Origin of the sequence: Sinorhizobium fredii USDA 257 (genome assembly GCF_000265205.3) — a bacterium.
GTDB classification, from domain to species: domain Bacteria; phylum Pseudomonadota; class Alphaproteobacteria; order Rhizobiales; family Rhizobiaceae; genus Sinorhizobium; species Sinorhizobium fredii_B.
Genome location: NC_018000.1, coordinates 165,718 through 184,025, shown reverse-complemented (window position 1 = coordinate 184,025; position 18,308 = coordinate 165,718). Strand labels below are relative to the sequence as shown.

Sequence of the window (18,308 nt, the reverse complement as noted above, 5' to 3'; positions counted from 1 at the left end):
GCTCTTCGCCGGCTATTCTCGTTCGTGTGGTTAAACGCCGGCCACGGCAGTCATTAGAATTTTATCGATCGGACCGGACGGACAAGATCCGGGGATCAGCGGTTGACGATATAAGTGCGCAGCCGGTCCGCGGCTTCGGCAATCTGGACCGGATCGCGCAGGAAGCAGGCCCGCATGAAGAGCGATCCGCCTTCGCCGAAAGCCGTTCCGGGAGCAAGCCCGACGCCGGTCTTGTCGACGATGTCGATCGCCGCCCGGCGCGAGTCCGTCACGCCATCGATCTTCAGGAAGGCGTAAAGCGCCCCGTCCGGCTTCAGGGTCTCGACGCGATTGGTGGCGATCAGCGCGTCGCAGAGCAGGTCGCGATTGCGCCTGGCCTTGGCGACGTTGTCGTCGACGAAGCCGTCCCCTTCGTCCAAGGCGACGACAGCGCCGCGCTGCATGAATTGCGCAACCCCGGAAGTCGAATACTGGATCAGATTCTCGAGCACCTGGCCCATTGCCGGGGGCGCCACGATCCAGCCGACGCGCCAGCCGGTCATCGCCCAGTTCTTGGAGAAGGAATTGACGAAGAGGATCCGATCATCCTCCTCCATGATATCGAGGAACGACGGCGCCCGTCCGCCGAGATAATAGTAGAGCGCGTAAATCTCGTCGGCGATGATCCAGAGACCATGCTTGCGCGCCAGCGACAGGATGGCCTTGAGATCGTCCTGCGTCGCCGTCCATCCGGTCGGATTGGACGGCGTATTGATGAACAGCGCCCGTGTTTTCTCCCCTATCGCCGCCTCGAGCCGATCGAGATCGAGCTGCCATTTGCCGTTCTCGAATCGGAGCGGCACGGCAGCCGGGCGGACGCCGGAAAGGTCCGCGGCGGCCGCGAAATTCGGCCAGGCGGGAGTCAAGAGCACCATCTCGTCGCCAGGCGAGGCGATTGCCTCGATCGCAAGTTTGATCGCCTGCATGCCTGATCCGGTTACGTAGAAATTCTCCGGCGCAAGCGTCTTCTGGAAGCGGCGCTGATAGTAGCGCACCAAGGCTTCGCGCAGCGGCGGAATGCCACGCTGCCAGGTATAAAATGTCTCGCCGGCCACCAGCGCTTCGGCCGCTGCCCGGCTGATGAATTCCGGCGTCGGAAGATCGCCTTCGCCCACCCAGAGCGGAATGAGGCCGTCGCGACCCCGCGCATAGTTCACCACTTCGACGATGCCGCTTTCGGGCGCCGAAAGAGCGCGGGGGCTGAGGCTGGTCATGATCGTCATCGGCGGGCTCCTCAATTGCCCGCCGCTTCTAGACGCTTTCGCGGCGCCGATCACGCGATTTTCTCTGACCGATTTATCGATTTCTGTGATGTTTTCGCGGCCGGCCGCTCGAATTTCACGCGCGCTGTTTCAGTAGATCGCGAATTTCCGCCAACAGAAGGATGTCCTGCGGCGGCGGCGCGTCCGGTGCCGGTGGCTTCTCCCGTTCGATCGACCTCCGCAGGCGATTTACGATCTTGATCAAGAGGAAGATTATCCAGGCGAGGATCAGGAAGTTGATCAGTACCGTAATGAAGCTGCCATAGGCAAAGACCGCGCCCTGCTGGCGAGCCGCGGCAAGCGTCGGAGCCGTCACGTTCGCCGACAGCGGCAGAAAATAGTTGGAGAAGTCGAAGCCGCCGCCGGTAATGGCGCCGACGATCGGCATGACCAGGTCGTCGACGACCGAGGTGACGATCTTGGTGAAGGCGGCACCGATGATCACGCCGACGGCCAGGTCCATCACATTGCCGCGGGCGATAAACTCTTTGAATTCGTTCAGCATGCGTCTCTCCGTCAAGATCCCCGTCGTGGAACGATCGGCCACGCCTGTCCCGCGCAGCAACCGCTGGTAGGAAACTAGACCAAAGTCGGGGGCGATGGAACCGCCCTTCGCGATCAAAGCACGGCGGGACGGTTCGCGCTGGCAAGGGCGCGGCCCTGTCCCGTCTTGGACTTAAGACGCATAAAACAGCGCATTCTCAACGGGATGGACTTGCCCTATGCTGCCCGTCGAGGAGTGAGGCATGCTTTCGGGTTCGGTCATTTTTGCCTCGGCCTTCGCCTATCTGCTGCTGCTCTTCGCAGTCGCAAGCTACGGCGACCGTCGGGCCAGCAGAAGCAAGATTGCCAGCAAGGGCAGGCCGCTGGTCTATGCGCTCAGCCTGGCGATCTACTGTACCTCCTGGACCTATTTCGGCGGCGTTGGGCTCGCCGCCGAGCAGGGGCTTGAGTTCACCGGCATCTATATCGGGCCGATCCTGATGTTCACGCTCGGCATGCCGCTGATCCGCAGGATCGTGCGGCTCGCCAAGACCGAGAAGCTGACCTCCGTCGCCGATTTCGTGGCGGCGCGCTACGGCAAGAACCCGGCGGTGGCGGCGATCGTCGCGCTGATCTCTCTGGTCGGTGCCATTCCCTACATCGCCCTTCAGCTCAAGGCGGTTTCGAGCTCCGTTGCCGCGATGATCGACACCAGCGACTACGGCATCGGCGCGGGGGAGAATTTCATCGACCTACCGCTGCTCGTCACGCTCTTCCTCGCCTGCTTCGCGATCGTCTTCGGCACGCGCCACACGGATGCGACCGAGCATCAGGACGGGCTAATTCTGGCGATCGCGATGGAATCGGTGGTCAAGCTCGTCGCCATGCTGACGGCGGGCATCTACATCGTCTTCGTCCTGTTCGACGGGCCGGCAAATCTGTTGGCCGCAGCCCAACAGAGTCCCGCGGTCCTTTCCGCCCTCGAATACCAGACACCGATCGCGCGCTGGATCCTGCTGATCGTGCTCTCCGCCTTCGGGATCATCATGTTGCCGCGGCAGTTCCACGTCACCGTCGTCGAAAATCGTACCGAGAACGAACTGCGCACGGCCGGGATTCTGTTTCCGCTTTACCTGATCGCCATCAACCTCTTCGTCCTGCCGATCGCCATCGCCGGCATCCTGACCTTCTCCGGCTCCGGCGACGCCGACCTCTATTTGCTGGCCCTGCCGCTCGCCGGCGACGTGCCGTTCATCACGCTCCTCACCTTCATCGGCGGCTTTTCCGCCGCCACAGCCATGGTCATCGTCGCCTCGGTGGCACTGTCGATCATGATCTCCAACGACATCGTCATGCCGGTCTTCCTGCGCCAGAGGCTCGGCACGCGCGGCACCCTGCAGGAGAGCGTGGCCGGCACGCTGCTCAACATCCGCCGCACCGCGATCTTCGTCGTCCTGCTGCTCGGCTACGGCTACTATCGCTCGGCCGACATGAGCGCCGGCCTCGCCTCGCTCGGGCTGCTCTCCTTCGTCGCCATCTCGCAGATGGCGCCGGCGCTGCTCGGCGGTCTCGTCTGGCGGCAGGCGAACGCCCGGGGCGCGATTGCGGGAATGGTCAGCGGCTTCCTCGTCTGGGCCTATCTCCTGTTCCTGCCGAGCCTCGGCGGACCTGACAATTCGCACGTGGCCACAACGATCTTGAGCTTCCTCCTGCCGTTCACGGATCTCTTTTCGGGACCGCAGTCCGACCCGCTCGTCAACGCATCCGCCCTCAGCCTGCTCGTCAATGTGTCGGCCTATGTGCTCGGCTCGCTGACCCGCACGCCCAAACCGCTCGAGCGCTTCCAGGCCGGCGTATTCATTACGCGCCGCTCGCGTACCGACCGGACCTTCCGCGGACGCAAGACGAAGGTGACGGTGCGCGACCTCAAGACAACGATCGCCCGCTATATGGGCGAGGAACGCATGCAGCGCTCGTTTCACACCTACGAGCAGCAGTCCGGCCGCTGGCTCGATGAAAACGCGTCGGCCGACATGGCCCTCGTCCATTTTTCCGAGCAACTGCTCGGCAGCGCCATCGGCTCCTCGTCCGCACGGCTGGTGTTTTCGCTGGTGCTGCAGCGCATGGACGACACCTCGTCGGATACCGCCTGGCTGCTCGACCAGGCGAGCGAGGCGCTGCAATATAACCAGGACATGCTGCAGACGGCGCTCTCGCAGATGGACCAGGGCATCGCCGTCTTCGACAATGCGAACAATCTGATCATCTGGAACCGACGCTTCCGGGAACTGCTCGACCTGCCGGAGGTGGCCGGCCAGGTCGGCTTCCCGCTGGCGGATATGGTGGCAATCCTCGCGCGCCGCGGCGACATCCGCAAGGACGAGGAAAGGACGCTGGTCACCAACTTCCTGACGCTCGACAAGCCGTTCCTGCTGGAGCTCGGCACCGGCGCCCGCATCATCGAGGTCCGCACCAACGCCATGCCCGACAAGGGCATCGTCACCACCTATACCGACATCACCCCGCGCGTTGCCGCCGACATGGCGCTCAAGCAGGCGAACGAAACGCTGGAACTGCGCGTCACCGAGCGGACGAGCGAGTTGACGCGCGTCAACCGGGAACTCGGCGAGGCGCGCGCCGCCGCCGAGGATGCCAATATCGGCAAGACCCGATTCTTCGCGGCCGCGGGGCACGACATCCTGCAGCCGTTGAACGCGGCGCGGCTCTATTCCTCTTCGCTCGTCGAGCGGCTCGGCGATTCCGACAACAAGGCGCTGGTCCAGAACATCGACTCCTCGCTCGAATCGGTGGAGGCCATTCTCGGAGCGGTGCTCGACATCTCGCGGCTCGACACGGGCGCGATGAAACCGCGGCTGCAGGCCGTGCCGCTCGATGACCTGTTGAGGCGCATCGAGACGGATTTCGCACCGATGGCGCGGGCGAAGGAAATCGAGTTCGTCGTCATGCCGACCTCGCTCGTGGTGCGCAGCGACCCGAACCTCTTGCGGCGCCTTGTCCAGAATCTCGTCTCGAACGCGATCAAATACACGCTAAAGGGCAAGGTTCTCGTCGGCGTGCGCCGGCGCGGACAGCAGGTGACGATCGAAGTGCTCGACTCCGGCATCGGAATTCCGGCGTCGAAGTTCCGGACGGTGTTCAAGGAATTCGCGCGCCTCGACGAAGGGGCGCGCACGGCCTCGGGGCTCGGCCTCGGACTTTCGATCGTCGACCGCATCTCGCGCGTGCTCAACCATCCGGTCGGGCTACGGTCGAAGCCGGGAAAGGGTACCGGTTTCAAGGTTACCGTACCGCGCGATGCAAGCGCCGGCGAGCGGGCAAGGCCGCAGCCGGTCGTCGCAGCGAAGGCGAGCGATGCACTGACCGGCCTCAATATCGTCTGTATCGACAACGAACCCAAGATCCTCGAGGGCATGGCGCTGCTGCTGGGCGGTTGGGGCTGCGCCGTCACGACGGTGGAATCGGTTGCCGCCTGCGCGAGGATGGGCCCGAACGATCTGCCGGTACGGCCCGAGGCGATCGTCGCCGACTACCACCTCGACGACGGCACCGGCATCGAGGCGATCGCCTCGATCCGCGCGCTTTGGAAGGAGAGCATCCCGGCGCTGATGGTGACCGCCGATCGCACACCGGAGGTTCGCGGCGCCGCCGAGCGCGACGGCGTTTCACTGCAGCACAAGCCGGTGCGCCCGGCCGCCTTGCGCGCCTGGCTGACACAGCTTGCCGCAGCGGGACGCGCAGCAGCGGAATAGCGGCGATGGATCGAGTAGTTGCCCCTCACCCTAGGCCTCTCCGAGGGCGCAGCATGCCCCTTCTCCCCGCTTGCGGGGAGAAGGTCGCGGCAGCGGGATGAGGGGCAAATCGCCCGCGACATCGCCCGTTCACGCCGCCGCAACGTTGCCCAGCTTTGAAAGCTGGATGACCGCCTGGGTGCGGCTGTCGACGTTAAGCTTCAGGAGGATCGCCGAGACATGCGCCTTGATGGTCGCCTCGGAGACGCCTAGCTCGTAGGCGATCTGCTTGTTGAGCAGGCCTTCGGCAAGCATCGACAGCACGCGCGACTGCTGCGGCGTCAGGGTCTGCAGGCGATGCAGGAGGTCGGCCACTTCCGGCTCGTATTCCTGGTTCTGATCATAGCCGGCTGGGACGAAGATTTCGCCGGCCATGACCTTCCCGATTCCGTCACGGATCTCCTCTATGCCGGCCGATTTCGAAAGAAATCCGGCGGCACCGAGATCGATGGCGCGGTGGATGGTCGCCGGATCGTCATGGGCCGAGACGATCATCACCGGCAGGCTCGGGAATTCGGCGCGCAGCGCGATCAGGCCCGAAAGGCCGCTGACGCCCGGCATGGTAAGGTCCAGCAGCATCAGGTCGGCATCCGGATTGTCTGCCGCGGCCTTGCGGGCGGCTGTGAAATCGCCGGCCTCGACGACCGCGGGTGCGCTGGCCATGCCGCTTAGCGCCTGGCGCATCGCGCCGCGAAACAACGGATGATCGTCGGCAATGATGATGGTCATGTCGGACATGATGACGCTCCCTCCCAAGAGCCCCGGATGCAGCATTCAGGATGCAGCATGGTCCTTCACCAAGCGGCTTCGTCCTCCGCGCGCCATTCGGTGTTCGCTCAGGACGCTCAGGTCTTGTCAGGCACCGGGCCACCTTCTTCGGTGGTATCGCGGCCTTCGAGTTCCTTCACGATATCCATGAACTTGCGCATCATTCTTTCCATGATGCTCATGGTCCGGTCAATCTCTTCGTCGGTCGGAAGATCGGGTTTCACGGCTGTTGCCCCACCCTGTACAGCCTTTTCCAAGGCTTCGACCCGTTTGGTGAGCAGGTCGAGCTCCCGCTCGAAGGCGGCGCGCTGGTCGGCGGCCATCCGGCAGACGAGTTCTCCTTCTTTCTCCTGGCAGAGGGTGACCTCGCCGGTCTCGGTATCGAGCCGGGCGAAGCCCGTCTCCGCCTTCTGCATGCTGTAGCGCCCCGGCGCCGGTTCCTGGGCCACGGCCAAATGGCTCCAACCGAGAGCCAGGCCGAACGCGAGCGCTGCGATTACCTGCCTCATGACATCTTCTCCTTTGGAGGCTGGCGGAAATCCGCTTTTGATCGATGCACCGTGGTGGACATGCGCCGATATTTGCGGCAAGGCCATGGCTCGGATTCATGACGACGAGCGGACAAAAATGAACGCTACCATATACAAGATCGTTCCGGCGCTTCTATGGCAGGAGGCGCGGCGTGCCGGACAATTCGCGGGCGCGCCCGTCGATCTCGCCGATGGCTTCATTCACTTCTCGACGCGCGACCAGGTCACTGAGACCGCTGCGCGGCATTTCGAGGGCCAGACGGATCTTCTGCTCGTCGCCGTCGATCCAAACAGCCTCGGTGACAAACTCATCTACGAGCCCTCGCGCGGCGGAGCACTGTTTCCGCATCTCTATGCGCCTCTGACGCTCGATGCGGTGCTGTGGGAAAAGCCCCTGCCGCTCGGCGCCGACGGCAGCCATGTCTTCCCTGAGCTTGCACCATGACCGGACCTGTCGAACGCCTCGCCCGCCGCGGCCTCTTCCTTCTGGATCCGGAAACCGCCCATGGCGTGTCGATCAGGGCGCTGAAGAGCGGTGTCGTGCCAAGCTGTGCTGCGCCTACCGATCCCAGACTCGAGCAGATTATTGCGGGTCTTTCCTTTCCCAATCCGCTCGGCATGGCGGCAGGCTACGACAAGAATGCCGAGGTGCCGGAGGCCCTGTTGAGGCTTGGCTTCGGCTTCACCGAGATCGGCACGGTGACGCCGCGGCCGCAGCAGGGCAATGACAAGCCACGCATTTTCCGGCTCGTCGAGGACGAGGCGGTGATCAACCGGCTCGGTTTCAACAATGATGGGCACGGGGCGGCGCTGGCGCGCCTTCAGGCCTGTTCTCGCCAGGCGCTGATCGGCGTCAATATCGGCGCCAACAAGGACAGCGCCGACCGGATTGCCGACTATGTCGCGGGAATCCGCACCTTCCATGCAGTGGCACGCTATTTCACCGCCAATATTTCCTCGCCGAACACGCCGGGCCTGCGCGACCTGCAGGCGCGCGAAAGCCTGGCGGCGCTGCTTTCGGCCGTGCTCGCCGCCCGCGACGAGGAAGCAGCGAAGGGCGGAAGACGCATTCCGGTGTTCCTGAAGATCGCCCCGGATCTCACCGAAGAAGGCATGGACGACATCGCGGCCGAGGTGCTGGCGCACGATCTCGACGGCCTGATCGTCTCCAATACGACGCTGTCGCGCGAGGGTCTCAAGGATCAGCGACAGGCCAAGGAGGCTGGCGGGCTTTCCGGCAAGCCGCTCTTCGAGAAGTCGACGGCGGTGCTCGCCCGGATGCGCAAACGGCTTGGGCCAAAGGTGCCGATCATCGGCGTCGGTGGCGTCAGCTCTGCGGAGACGGCGGCGGAAAAGATCCGCGCCGGCGCCGACCTCGTGCAGCTCTATTCCTGCATGGTCTATGAGGGACCGGGGCTGCCGGGTCGGATCGTGCGAGGCCTGTCACAGCTCTGCGATCGCGAGAAGCTTGCCTCGATTCGCGAGATCCGCGACAGCCGTCTCGACTATTGGGCCGGACGGAACGTCTGAGCGGCACGCCGCGGCAGCAACATCGCCAGGAACAGGCCGCGCAGCAGCAGGAACAGGTTGAGCCCCGCCCATAGGCCGTGATTGCCGAAGGCCGGCACGAGAACGGTAAGTGATGCGCCATAGACGAGAAAGGCGGCCAGCATCATGTTGCGCATGTCGCGCGACCAGGTGGCACCGATGAAGACACCGTCCATCAGGAAGGCCATCGCACCGGTGAGCGCCGTCACCGCTGCCCAGGGCATGTATTCATAGGCGAGCGCGCGCACCTCCGGCGCCGTCGTCAGAAGATCGACGAGCGCATTGCCGAAGGCGAGAAAAAACACCGTCGTCATCAGAGCGAGCCCCAACGACCACAGCGTCGTTATCCGCAGCGCACGATCGAAGGCCGGGCGATAGGCGGCACCGATCGAGCGCCCGGTCAATTGCTCGGCCGCATTGGCAAGGCCATCCAGATAATAGCCGGCGACCAGGAAGATGGTCATCAGCACGGCATTGGCCGCAAGCGTCACCGGGCCGAGCGAAGTGCCGATCCGGGTCATCAGCGTGAAGGCGGCGAGCAACACGAAGGAACGGATCATGATGTCGCGGTTGAGCCCGAAGAGTGCCTTGAGGCGGTCGCGAGAGAAGATCGTCGCCCAGTCCGGCGCGTCCCTCTTGTCGAAACGTGCATAAACGATCGCGAACCCTGCCACCGCGCCGATCACCTCCCCCGTCACCGTGGCGATCGCGACACCGGCCACGCCCCATCCGATGACGAGGCCGAACAGGATGGCAAGCACGATATTGATGCCGTTGATGAGGGTCTGCAGCAGGAGGCCGAGCGTGCCTTCGCCACGGCCAAGGACAAAGCCGAGGATCGCATAATTGGCGAGTGCCGCGGGGCCGGAGAGCATGCGGTAGAGAAAATAGGTGCGCGTCACCGCGGCGACTTCCGCGTCCGGTGCCATCAGCCACAGACCGAGTGCGAGCAAAAGCGGCGACAGGAGGAGGATGGCGATGCCACAGAAGATCGCGATCACCAACGAGCGCCAGAAGACCGCCTGCTGCTCGCGCCGGTCGCCGCGACCATAGGCCTGTGCGACGAGGCCGGTGGTCGAGGCGCGCAGGAAATTGAAGGTGGCGAAGATCAGATCAAACAGGACCGCGCCGACGGCCAGCCCGGCCAGCAGTTCGGCCCGGCCGAGCCTGCCGACGACGCCGGTGTCGACGAGGCCGAGGAGCGGCGTCGTCAGGAAGCCGAGCGTCATCGGCACGGCAATCGAGAAGATCAGCCGGTTGGTGACGTCAAAAGGACCCGCTTCGCGGGCAAGCCTTCCGCGCTCGAGGCTTTCCATCGCAGTCATCGGTGGTGCCCTGCGGCCGTTTCCGCAAGGCGATCTTGGGAATCAACTCAGCCGGACAGCACCATGGCCCAATAGGGGCGGTTTCCGGAAGCGGTATTTTGTGCCACCGCCACACCGAGGCCGCGATAGCTGCCGAGCATGTTTTCGAGGTGCTTCGGCGACTTGAACCAGGCTTCATAGGCCCGCTCGGCGTTGTCCTGGCCCATGGCGATGTTCTCGGCGGCAGGAAGTGTGACTCCGTCGCCCTTCATCCGATCGGAGAAATCGTCGCGCCAGCCGATATTGTGCTTCATCTTGCCGACGCGTGCCATGCGCGCTGCCTGGTGCATCGCGGCGACGGACGCGGCGTGGTCTCGCGCGAGGCTCGAAAGCCCCTTGCCCTTGCGCAGCGTGTTGACATAGCCGAGCGTCGCCTCGGTCTGGTCGCTGCCCGTGCCATCGTCGGGAGTAAGGAGGCCGGAAGTCGAGCAGCCGGCGATGAGCCCGAGCGAAATCATGGCACCGGCGGACAGAATAAGCCGTCTGCGGGGAAGAAAAAACTGGTCCTGCATGCTTACCGTCGATAGCTGAGAAGACGTAGGATGATGAAGGCGGGAATGACCACCGCAGCGCCGAGCAACAGGTAGTCGCCGACGCGCCCAAGCGCCGCAAAACCCGTCCGCCAGAGGTCGACGACGAAGTCGCGGATCCCGTCGAGAAGATCCAAGGGACGCCAGTCGAAGACGGTCATGACGAAGCCGACGAGGATCGATACGACGACGAGCTTGACGAGCACGCGCAGCGGTGAATCGCCGAGAAATTTGTTTACGCCGTCCGACATCAGCGAAAGATTCTCCTGTTTCCCATCACATAAGCCGCTCTGTCAGCCCTCGCAAGCCGCGAGAAACGCGGCCCTTCAGATTCCGCTTGTGTTTTGCCGCATCCGGCGCCAGAAGCGTCCGTCGCAACCCAACCTGCCGCCCTTATGACCGCCCGCCAGCTCTCCTCCGGCGATCTGATCGCCGATCGCCGCGCCGACTACGCGAAGATGCTCGCCGAAAGCGGCGACCATCAAGGCGCCGCCGAACTCATGGCCCAGGCGCTGGAACTCGTGCCGAATTGGGCGGCCGGCTGGTTCCGGCTGGCGGACTATGAGGAGAAATCGGGCCGAAAAGAGGCAGCCATCGCGGCTTTGCGCCACACGCTTCGCCTCAGCCCTGAGGATATTTTCGGCGCTAGCCTGAAACTGGCCCTGCTCGGCGCCAGCGACACGCCGGAGCAGCCGCCGAGCACCTATGTGGAGCAGCTCTTCGACGACTATGCCGAGCGTTTCGACCAGGCACTCGTCGAGAAGCTCGACTACAGCGTCCCGGAAAAGCTCGCGGCGCTGATCGAACGGGCGACCGACGGGCACAAGTTTCGCCATGTTACCGATCTGGGCTGCGGCACCGGGCTCTTCGGCGAGCGCATCCGGAGCCGCGCCGAGTTTCTCGAGGGCTTCGATCTCTCGGTCAACATGCGTGCCAAGGCGGAAGGCAAGGCGATCTACGATCGGCTGGGCCGGGCCGACCTGTCGTTGTCGCCGGTCGATTCCGGCGTCTTCGGCGAACTCGCGGAAGCGCGCGCGGATCTCGTCAGCGCCGCGGACGTGCTGATGTATCTCGGCAATCTGGAAAGCGCCTTTTCCATCACCGACCGCCTTCTGGCGCCGGGCGGGCTGTTTGCCTTTTCCGTCGAGGACGGGGCGGTCGGGGACGGCTTCGTGCTGCGGCCATCGCTGCGCTACGCGCATCCGCAATCCTATGTCGCGTCGCTCTGTGCCGAATTCCGGCTGTCGATGATAGAAATCGAACGGACGGTCATTCGGATGGATGCCGGCCTGCCGATCGCCGGTATCCTGTTCCTGGCCCGCAAGTCTGCGTGAAACGCAACCCTGCCATCCGAAAATAGGTCAGCATTACTTACATATTTTTCTTGATTATTTATGTGCGCTGCAGCAATGCTCGAACTTTTCGCGGGAGTTCACCATGGCACAGATGAGCAGCGTTTTCGGTCTCTGGAATACCAGTCCCACAAGGCACACGCCGCTCGAGGATGTGCAGGGCGTCTTTTCCGGCAGCCTCGTCGCCGCCCTCGGCCTTTATTTCCTCGCCAGCGCCGGATTGCTGACCGGAAGCACCGCCGGTGTCGCCTTTCTGTTGCACTATGCGACCGGCGTGAATTTCGCTCTCGCCTTCTTCCTGCTCAACCTGCCGTTCTTCTACCTGTCGCTGAAGCGGCTGGGTCCGGCCTTCACTATCAAGACCTTCATCGCCATCGGGCTCACCTCGCTGCTGACTGACGCGCAGTCGAGGCTATTCGAGATCGAACAGATCCATCCCGGGTGGGCTGCCCTTCTCGGCGGATTGTTGCTCGGATACGGCGTTCTGGCGCTCTACCGCCACCGCGCCAGCCTCGGCGGCGTCGGCATCTTGGGCGTCTATCTGCAGGAGCGCTTCGGTATCCGCGCCGGCTTCGTGCAACTCGCGATCGACATGGTGGTCCTGGCTGTTGCCTTCGCAGTCACGACCCCCCGGGTGGTTCTATGGTCGGTGCTCGGCGCGGTCGTCCTCAACCTCTTCGTGGCAATCAACCACCGCGCCGACCGTTATATTGCGCTTTGAAGCCTGGATGGCCTCGCGGCAATTGCGGGCATGAAGACGTGCAGGCTTCTCTTTTGTCCCATTTGATCTACCTTTGTTCCCCGTGAACAGGATCGATTCCCCATTGCCGGAAAGCGACGCCTTGACGTTGCCGGCGCCGTTTCTGCGGTGGTTCGCGGAAAAGGGCTGGCGGCCGCGCGCGCACCAATTGGAACTCCTGTCACGGGCCGAGGCAGGACAAAGCACGCTGCTGATCGCGCCGACCGGTGCGGGCAAGACGCTTGCAGGATTCCTGCCCTCGCTGGTTGATGTCACGCGGCGCGGCAAGATCCGGCCCGGCGCCGCCTTCGTCGGCATCCACACGCTCTATATTTCGCCGCTCAAGGCGCTCGCCGTCGATATCGAGCGCAATCTGACGAAGCCGGTCAGCGAAATGGGCCTGCCGGTGCGGATCGAGAACCGCACTGGCGATACGCCACAGGGCAAGAGGCAGCGCCAGAAGCTGAACCCGCCCGATCTGTTGCTGACGACGCCGGAGCAGCTCGCGCTGCTGATTGCTGATGGCGAGGCGGAGCGCTTCTTCAAAAATCTGCGCTATGTCGTGCTCGACGAACTGCATTCGCTCGTCACCTCGAAGCGCGGCCATTTGCTCGCCCTCGGGCTGGCACGGCTGCGCCGGTTGGCGCCCGGCCTGCAGACGGTCGGCCTGTCGGCAACGGTGGCCAAGCCGATGGAGCTGCAACGCTGGCTGGTCGGCCAGACCCCGGACGAGGAGAGCTACGCCGGATTGATCACCGTATCGGGCGGGGCAAAACCGGAAATCTCCATTCTGCGCGCCGAGAACCACGTGCCGTGGGCGGGGCACTCGGCCCGCTATGCAATCCCGGACATCTATGCAGCGATCAAGGAGCACGGCACGACGCTACTCTTCGTCAACACGCGCAGCCAGGCGGAAATGCTTTTTCAGGAGCTCTGGACGATCAACGACGACAACCTGCCGATCGCCCTGCACCATGGCTCGCTCGACGTCGCCCAGCGCCGCAAGGTGGAAGCGGCGATGGCCGAAAACCGGCTGCGTGCCGTCGTCGCCACCTCGACACTCGATCTCGGCATCGACTGGGGCGACGTCGATCTGGTCGTCCATGTCGGCGCGCCGAAGGGAGCGAGCCGGCTCGCCCAGCGCATCGGCCGCGCCAACCACCGCATGGACGAGCCGAGCCGGGCGATCCTCGTCCCGGCCAACCGCTTTGAGGTGATGGAATGCCAGGCGGCGCTCGACGCCAATTATGTCGGCGCGCAGGATACGCCGCCGGTCGGCAAGGGCGCCCTCGACGTGCTGGCGCAGCACGTGCTCGGCATGGCCTGCGCCAAGCCCTTCGACGTCCTGGAGCTCTATGACGAGATCACCAGCGCGGCTCCCTATGCCGAGCTCTCCTGGGAGACATTCGAGCGGGTCGTCGATCTCGTCGCCACCGGCGGCTACGCGCTTCGCACCTATGAGCGCTATGCCCGCATCCGCAAGACGAAGGAAGGGCTGTGGCGGGTTTCCAATCGGATGGTGGCGCAGCAATACCGGCTCAATGTCGGCACGATCGTCGAATCGCCGATGCTGAACGTGCGCATGGTGAAGCGGAATGCACGCGGCTCGCTCGGCCGCGGCGGCATGTCGCTCGGCAAGGTGGAAGAGTATTTCCTCGAGATGCTGTCGCCGGGCGACACGTTTCTGTTCTCCGGCAAGGTGCTGCGCTTCGAAGGCATCCGCGAAAACGAGTGTCTCGTTTCGCAGGCCTTTTCCTTCGACCCCAAGGTGCCGAGCTATGCCGGCGGCAAGTTTCCGCTCTCCACCTATCTCGCTGCCCAGGTCAGGAAGATGCTTGGCGACCCGACGCGGCGCGCCACGCTGCCGGACCAGGTGCGCGACTGGCTGGCGCTGCAGGACGACGTTTCGATGCTGCCCCGCGAGGACGAACTGCTGATCGAGACCTTCCCGCGCGGCAGCCGCCACTACATGGTCACCTATGCCTTCGAAGGGCGGCTTGCCCACCAGACGCTCGGCATGTTGCTCACTCGCCGCCTCGACCGGGCCGGCCTGAAACCGCTCGGCTTCGTCGCCACCGACTATTCACTCGGCGTTTGGGCCCTCGACGATCTGGGTGCGGCGTTCCGGGCGCGGGCTCCATCGCTCGCCCAGCTTTTCGACGAGGATATGCTTGGCGATGATCTGGAGGCCTGGCTGAACGAATCTTTCCTGCTGAAGCGCACCTTTCGCACCTGTGCGGTCATTGCCGGGCTGATCGATCAGCGCCATCCGGGCAAGGAAAAGACCGGTCGGCAGGTCACCGTTTCGGCCGACCTCATTTACGACGTATTGCGGATGCACGAGCCCGACCACATCTTGCTGGAAGCGACGCGCAACGACGCAGCGGCAGGCCTTTTGGACATTGGCCGCCTCGGCACTATGCTCAAGCGAATCAAGGGCCACATCACCCATCGCCAGCTCGATCGTATCTCGCCGCTCGCCATTCCAGTCATGCTGGAGATCGGCCGGGAGGCGGTCCAGGGCGAGGCTCAGGACTTCCTGCTGACGGAGGCGGCCGACGAGCTGATCAACGAAGCGATGGGCGGGCCCCATACGGACGGATAGGCACAGAATGCATCGGCTCGTTCACGCGACATCGGCTCCGGCGGCAAGCGCTTTCTTTCAGGCGCGCACGACAATCAACGGCGTGGACGCCATTTGCGATCCGCTCGGCGGCCTTTTTCTGCCCGAGGCCGGGACGTTGGTGGTGTCCGACCTCCACCTCGAAAAGGGCTCGGCCTTCGCGCGGCGCGGCATGATGCTGCCGCCCTATGACACGCTGGCGACCTTGCGCATCCTCGAGGCGATCGTCGCCCGCCACAATCCGAAAACGGTGATCAGCCTCGGCGACAATTTTCACGACCGGACCGGGTCGGCGGCGATGCCGGAGACCTTCCGCCAGATGATTGCGGCGATGGCGCGCGGGCGTGACTGGATCTGGATCAACGGCAATCACGACCCGGATGGCACGTCGGGACTGCCCGGCGCGTCGATGGACGAGTTTCGTCACGCCGGGCTGGTGTTCCGCCATGAGCCGTCCTTGGCTGACGGCCTCGGCGAAGTAGCCGGCCACCTGCATCCGTCCGCGACCGTCCGGCGCCGGGAGAAATCGGTCCGCCGGGCCTGCTTCGCAACGGACGGCAAGCGGCTGCTGATGCCGGCTTTCGGCGTCACCACCGGCGGATTGGATCTCCGGCACCGCGCCATGAGCGGCCTTTTCGACCGGCAGCAGCTCGTCGCCCACATGATGGGCCGCGACCGGATCTATTCGGTGCGCTTTGCCAACCTCTTGGGCTAGAGCGGGATGAGGAAAAGTGTGAGCGGTTTTCCGCCCGCATCCCCCTCCAACGATCAGAAGGCGTTAAAGGTAAGCGTCGTCAGCGAACGGGAAATGCCCGGAACGCTGGCGATATTGTCGTTGATGAACTTGCCGATGTCCTGGCCTTCCTCGACATAGATCTTCAAAAGCAGGTCATAGTCACCGCTCGTCGAATACATCTCCGAGACGATTTCCTTGCGGTAGATCTCGTCGGCGACCTCGTAGGTCCGGCCGGGAGCGCATTGCAATTGCACGAAAATCGGTTTCATGGGCTTCCTCTGCTTCCGGGAGGTGGCCTCCCGACCGTTGTAACCGCCCCTTGGCGCGAGGACAGAGGGGGCGTTGCTGATCTTCCGGCCTCTCTTAAACCGCAACGGCACAAAAGGGAACGCGCCAACGCGGTAGTCGAGAAGCTCTGCGCCGGCTCCGTACCGCATCAATCCTTGCGGAAGAGCAGGCTCGCGCCCCATCCGGTGATCACCGCCAGCGTCACGGCAAGGAGGCCGTAGATGATCGGCTGCTCATGCGCGGCGCGGGTGATCGCCTGTTCGAGGCCGGTTTTAACCACCCGCAGCGGCAAGGCCTTGGCAGCGACGAAGAGACCTTCGCGGAACAGATAGGCACGCACCACATGGACGCCGTTCGGGACGTTGGCCGGCAGCCGGACGGATGCCTTGAAGAGGCTCGAGCTGATGAACTGCACGCCACCCGGATCACGCTGGTAGACGCCGCTCTCTTCGCGGATGCGGCGGAAGGCGTTGCGGAACTCGCCGAGGCTGCTGCCGTCACCGATGAAACCGAGCGGCACCAGCCGCATGTGATCGACGCCGATGCCCATATTGGCGATGTCTCGCGGCGGCGCGATCGTCGCGATATCGCGGGTGCTCGACAGCGAATAGGCTTCCGGCACGAGCTCGAAGGTCATCGACTGGGTATTGACCCAGATGCCGAAAACGCGCTGCTTCTTGCGCACCGTCGCATTGTCCTTTGGCCCTTCGAGCACGACGACGATGTTGTACTTGCCCTGGGCGAGAAGGTTGGCGTCGAAGCCGTCGATGGCGCCGAAGATCGTCAGGTCGGCGCCGCGGAAATCGGAGGTGATGGAGATCTCGTCCGTCGAGATGCCGATCTCGAGCTTCTCGGGGAAGTTCCCAACCTCCCGCTCCAGAGACTGTGCCGATGCCGGCCCGGCAGCCGCCAGAGTGAGAGCAAACAGGAGGAGGCGGGCGAGCGCGCGCATCAGAAGCCGAACCCCGCCGAAACGACCGAATAGATGTCCTTCGGAGGAATGATCAGCTCGATCGACAGGCGGATACCGACGGCAAGGACGAGCAGCGCCAGAAGGGCACGCAATTGCTCGCCGCGTAGCCGCTGGCCGACGCGCACGCCATATTGCGCGCCGATGACGCCGGCGATCATCAGCACGAAGGCAAGCACGATATCGACCGTATAATTGGTCGAGGCCTGGACGATCACCGTATAGGCCGAAACGAAGACGATCTGGAACAGCGAGGTTCCGACGACGACGCTGGTCGGGATGCGCAGGAGATAGATCATCGCCGGCACCATGATGAAGCCGCCGCCGACGCCCATGACCGACGTCAGGATACCGATGCCGAAGCCGAGCGTGGCGACCGGGATGACGCTCAGATAGATCTTCGATTTCTTGAAGCGCATCTTCAGCGGCAACCCGTGGATCCAATTATGCTGGCCGGGCCGGCGCAACTGGGTCGGCTGGTTCTTGGCAGCCTTGCGCATGGCGCCGATGCTCTCCCATAGCATCAAACTGCCGACCGAACCGAGCAAGACGACGTAGAGGAGCGAAATGACGAGATCGAGCTGGCCGATGCTGCGCAGCAGCGAGAACAGCCAGATGCCCACGGTCGCGCCAACGAGGCCGCCGCAGAGCAGCACCGTTCCGAGCTTGATGTCGATCGTGCCGCGCCGGAAATGGGTGATGGCGCCTGAGATCGACGAGGCGACGACCTGGTTCGCACCGGTCGCCACCGCCACCACCGGCGGAATGTTGTAGAAGATCAACAGCGGCGTGATCAGAAAGCCGCCGCCGACTCCGAACATCCCCGACAGGAAACCGACAGCCGCGCCCATGCCGAGAATGATGAATATGTTCACCGACAATTCTGCAATGGGCAGATAGACCGTCACGGCCAAACCTCGATGTAACAACGAACCCGCAATGCAGGTGAAATTGCAATTGCACAACTCCTAACCGGAAACGATTTAGGAATCGTGCAACGCTTTGAACCATTCGCACCCCAACCTCCGAGCGAGGCATGGCGGGATGCTTCGAAGTGGCGAGAACACCACCAGCGGAATATTTCGGGCAGAGCTTCCCGCTTTCCAATCGGATCACTTAAAGGCGCGAGATGCTCTGGATTCAGGTTTCCGGAGCGCCCGCAACGGGACGCCCGACGGCGCCTCCGCTCATGCGCCCTCAGGCGGGAGCTGTCAACCATTTCAGGGACATGGAGCCGCAGTTTCCACCCCGCTGCCCTGTCGTCAGG

At 63.7% G+C, this 18,308-nt stretch carries 17 protein-coding genes; 7 read left to right on the top strand and 10 right to left on the bottom strand.

From position 1 onward, the window contains the following. Nucleotides 1-95: 95 nt before the first annotated feature. Together USDA257_RS00835 and mscL are read right to left on the bottom strand one after the other, a co-directional pair. Nucleotides 96-1,262, bottom strand: a complete 1,167-nt coding sequence (locus tag USDA257_RS00835; RefSeq protein ID WP_014760966.1) for a pyridoxal phosphate-dependent aminotransferase — start codon at nucleotides 1,260-1,262, stop codon at nucleotides 96-98. Nucleotides 1,263-1,377: 115 nt separating this feature from the next. Then, complete coding sequence (gene mscL / locus USDA257_RS00830) at nucleotides 1,378-1,806, bottom strand: large conductance mechanosensitive channel protein MscL (protein WP_014760964.1); 429 nt, start codon at nucleotides 1,804-1,806, stop codon at nucleotides 1,378-1,380. A gap of 241 nt (nucleotides 1,807-2,047) precedes the next feature. Between mscL and USDA257_RS00825 the strand changes: the two genes are divergently transcribed. Then, nucleotides 2,048-5,554 carry a hybrid sensor histidine kinase/response regulator gene (locus USDA257_RS00825; RefSeq protein ID WP_014760963.1) on the top strand — a complete coding sequence of 1,169 codons (3,507 nt, stop codon included), beginning with the start codon at nucleotides 2,048-2,050 and terminating at the stop codon, nucleotides 5,552-5,554. Between the two features lie 129 nt (nucleotides 5,555-5,683). Here the strand turns inward: USDA257_RS00825 and USDA257_RS00820 are convergent, their stop codons facing one another. Continuing rightward, the gene (locus tag USDA257_RS00820; RefSeq protein WP_014760962.1) at nucleotides 5,684-6,331 is read right to left on the bottom strand and encodes a response regulator; all 648 of its coding nucleotides are present in this window, start codon (nucleotides 6,329-6,331) and stop codon (nucleotides 5,684-5,686) included. A gap of 107 nt (nucleotides 6,332-6,438) precedes the next feature. Then, nucleotides 6,439-6,870, bottom strand: coding sequence for a hypothetical protein (locus USDA257_RS00815; RefSeq protein WP_014760961.1), 432 nt, complete (start codon nucleotides 6,868-6,870; stop codon nucleotides 6,439-6,441). A 118-nt stretch (nucleotides 6,871-6,988) separates the two neighbouring features. On the opposite strand from USDA257_RS00815, the gene USDA257_RS00810 reads away from it, so the two are divergent. Further along, nucleotides 6,989-7,336 carry a DUF952 domain-containing protein gene (locus tag USDA257_RS00810; RefSeq protein ID WP_041414876.1) on the top strand — a complete coding sequence of 116 codons (348 nt, stop codon included), beginning with the start codon at nucleotides 6,989-6,991 and terminating at the stop codon, nucleotides 7,334-7,336. Further along, nucleotides 7,333-8,421: a quinone-dependent dihydroorotate dehydrogenase gene (locus tag USDA257_RS00805; protein ID WP_014760959.1), complete on the top strand. Its 1,089-nt coding sequence runs from the start codon at nucleotides 7,333-7,335 to the stop codon at nucleotides 8,419-8,421. The genes USDA257_RS00810 and USDA257_RS00805 overlap by 4 nt, the downstream gene beginning before the upstream one ends. Here the strand turns inward: USDA257_RS00805 and USDA257_RS00800 are convergent. Genes USDA257_RS00800 through USDA257_RS00790 form a run of 3 tightly spaced genes read right to left on the bottom strand, consistent with a single transcriptional unit; the run spans nucleotide 8,397 to nucleotide 10,584 of the window. Beyond that, nucleotides 8,397-9,764, bottom strand: a complete 1,368-nt coding sequence (locus USDA257_RS00800) for an MATE family efflux transporter (protein WP_014760958.1) — start codon at nucleotides 9,762-9,764, stop codon at nucleotides 8,397-8,399. The genes USDA257_RS00805 and USDA257_RS00800 overlap by 25 nt on opposite strands. A 47-nt stretch (nucleotides 9,765-9,811) precedes the next feature. After that, the gene (locus USDA257_RS00795; RefSeq protein WP_014760957.1) at nucleotides 9,812-10,315 is read right to left on the bottom strand and encodes a CAP domain-containing protein; all 504 of its coding nucleotides are present in this window, start codon (nucleotides 10,313-10,315) and stop codon (nucleotides 9,812-9,814) included. 2 nt (nucleotides 10,316-10,317) lie between these two features. After that, nucleotides 10,318-10,584 carry a DUF6460 domain-containing protein gene (locus USDA257_RS00790; protein ID WP_014327228.1) on the bottom strand — a complete coding sequence of 89 codons (267 nt, stop codon included), beginning with the start codon at nucleotides 10,582-10,584 and terminating at the stop codon, nucleotides 10,318-10,320. Between the two features lie 144 nt (nucleotides 10,585-10,728). On the opposite strand from USDA257_RS00790, the gene USDA257_RS00785 reads away from it, so the two are divergent. The 4 genes from USDA257_RS00785 to pdeM all read left to right on the top strand — a co-directional run bounded on the left by USDA257_RS00785 (nucleotide 10,729) and on the right by pdeM (nucleotide 15,762). Further along, nucleotides 10,729-11,667: a class I SAM-dependent DNA methyltransferase gene (locus tag USDA257_RS00785; RefSeq protein ID WP_014760956.1), complete on the top strand. Its 939-nt coding sequence runs from the start codon at nucleotides 10,729-10,731 to the stop codon at nucleotides 11,665-11,667. A gap of 103 nt (nucleotides 11,668-11,770) precedes the next feature. Then, nucleotides 11,771-12,406, top strand: coding sequence for a YitT family protein (locus USDA257_RS00780; protein ID WP_014760955.1), 636 nt, complete (start codon nucleotides 11,771-11,773; stop codon nucleotides 12,404-12,406). A gap of 73 nt (nucleotides 12,407-12,479) precedes the next feature. Next, nucleotides 12,480-15,029 carry a ligase-associated DNA damage response DEXH box helicase gene (locus USDA257_RS00775; RefSeq protein WP_041413730.1) on the top strand — a complete coding sequence of 850 codons (2,550 nt, stop codon included), beginning with the start codon at nucleotides 12,480-12,482 and terminating at the stop codon, nucleotides 15,027-15,029. Between the two features lie 7 nt (nucleotides 15,030-15,036). Then, a complete protein-coding gene (pdeM, locus tag USDA257_RS00770) occupies nucleotides 15,037-15,762 on the top strand; it encodes a ligase-associated DNA damage response endonuclease PdeM (RefSeq protein ID WP_014760953.1) in 726 nt (241 codons plus the stop codon). A gap of 53 nt (nucleotides 15,763-15,815) precedes the next feature. Here the strand turns inward: pdeM and USDA257_RS00765 are convergent, their stop codons facing one another. The 3 genes from USDA257_RS00765 to USDA257_RS00755 form a co-directional block, all read right to left on the bottom strand. Next, entirely contained in the window at nucleotides 15,816-16,052 is a 237-nt protein-coding gene (locus USDA257_RS00765; RefSeq protein ID WP_014327223.1) for an Lrp/AsnC ligand binding domain-containing protein, read from the bottom strand. A gap of 167 nt (nucleotides 16,053-16,219) precedes the next feature. Further along, nucleotides 16,220-17,023 (bottom strand): TIGR02186 family protein, encoded by an 804-nt coding sequence (locus tag USDA257_RS00760; protein WP_014760951.1) that lies wholly within the window; start codon nucleotides 17,021-17,023, stop codon nucleotides 16,220-16,222. Next, nucleotides 17,023-17,949 (bottom strand): sulfite exporter TauE/SafE family protein, encoded by a 927-nt coding sequence (locus USDA257_RS00755; RefSeq protein WP_014760950.1) that lies wholly within the window; start codon nucleotides 17,947-17,949, stop codon nucleotides 17,023-17,025. Before USDA257_RS00755 ends, USDA257_RS00760 begins: the two co-directional genes overlap by 1 nt. Between the last annotated feature and the right edge of the window lie 359 nt (nucleotides 17,950-18,308).

Excerpts from the sequence above, each read along its gene's own strand:
- USDA257_RS00835 (WP_014760966.1), bottom strand. The coding sequence starts at position 1,262 with ATGACGATCATGACCAGCCTCAGCCCCCGCGCTCTTTCGGCGCCCGAA.
- mscL (WP_014760964.1), bottom strand. The coding sequence starts at position 1,806 with ATGCTGAACGAATTCAAAGAGTTTATCGCCCGCGGCAATGTGATGGAC.
- USDA257_RS00825 (WP_014760963.1), top strand. The coding sequence starts at position 2,048 with ATGCTTTCGGGTTCGGTCATTTTTGCCTCGGCCTTCGCCTATCTGCTG.
- USDA257_RS00820 (WP_014760962.1), bottom strand. The coding sequence starts at position 6,331 with ATGTCCGACATGACCATCATCATTGCCGACGATCATCCGTTGTTTCGC.
- USDA257_RS00815 (WP_014760961.1), bottom strand. The coding sequence starts at position 6,870 with ATGAGGCAGGTAATCGCAGCGCTCGCGTTCGGCCTGGCTCTCGGTTGG.
- USDA257_RS00810 (WP_041414876.1), top strand. The coding sequence starts at position 6,989 with ATGAACGCTACCATATACAAGATCGTTCCGGCGCTTCTATGGCAGGAG.
- USDA257_RS00805 (WP_014760959.1), top strand. The coding sequence starts at position 7,333 with ATGACCGGACCTGTCGAACGCCTCGCCCGCCGCGGCCTCTTCCTTCTG.
- USDA257_RS00800 (WP_014760958.1), bottom strand. The coding sequence starts at position 9,764 with ATGACTGCGATGGAAAGCCTCGAGCGCGGAAGGCTTGCCCGCGAAGCG.
- USDA257_RS00795 (WP_014760957.1), bottom strand. The coding sequence starts at position 10,315 with ATGCAGGACCAGTTTTTTCTTCCCCGCAGACGGCTTATTCTGTCCGCC.
- USDA257_RS00790 (WP_014327228.1), bottom strand. The coding sequence starts at position 10,584 with ATGTCGGACGGCGTAAACAAATTTCTCGGCGATTCACCGCTGCGCGTG.
- USDA257_RS00785 (WP_014760956.1), top strand. The coding sequence starts at position 10,729 with ATGACCGCCCGCCAGCTCTCCTCCGGCGATCTGATCGCCGATCGCCGC.
- USDA257_RS00780 (WP_014760955.1), top strand. The coding sequence starts at position 11,771 with ATGGCACAGATGAGCAGCGTTTTCGGTCTCTGGAATACCAGTCCCACA.
- pdeM (WP_014760953.1), top strand. The coding sequence starts at position 15,037 with ATGCATCGGCTCGTTCACGCGACATCGGCTCCGGCGGCAAGCGCTTTC.
- USDA257_RS00765 (WP_014327223.1), bottom strand. The coding sequence starts at position 16,052 with ATGAAACCGATTTTCGTGCAATTGCAATGCGCTCCCGGCCGGACCTAC.
- USDA257_RS00760 (WP_014760951.1), bottom strand. The coding sequence starts at position 17,023 with ATGCGCGCGCTCGCCCGCCTCCTCCTGTTTGCTCTCACTCTGGCGGCT.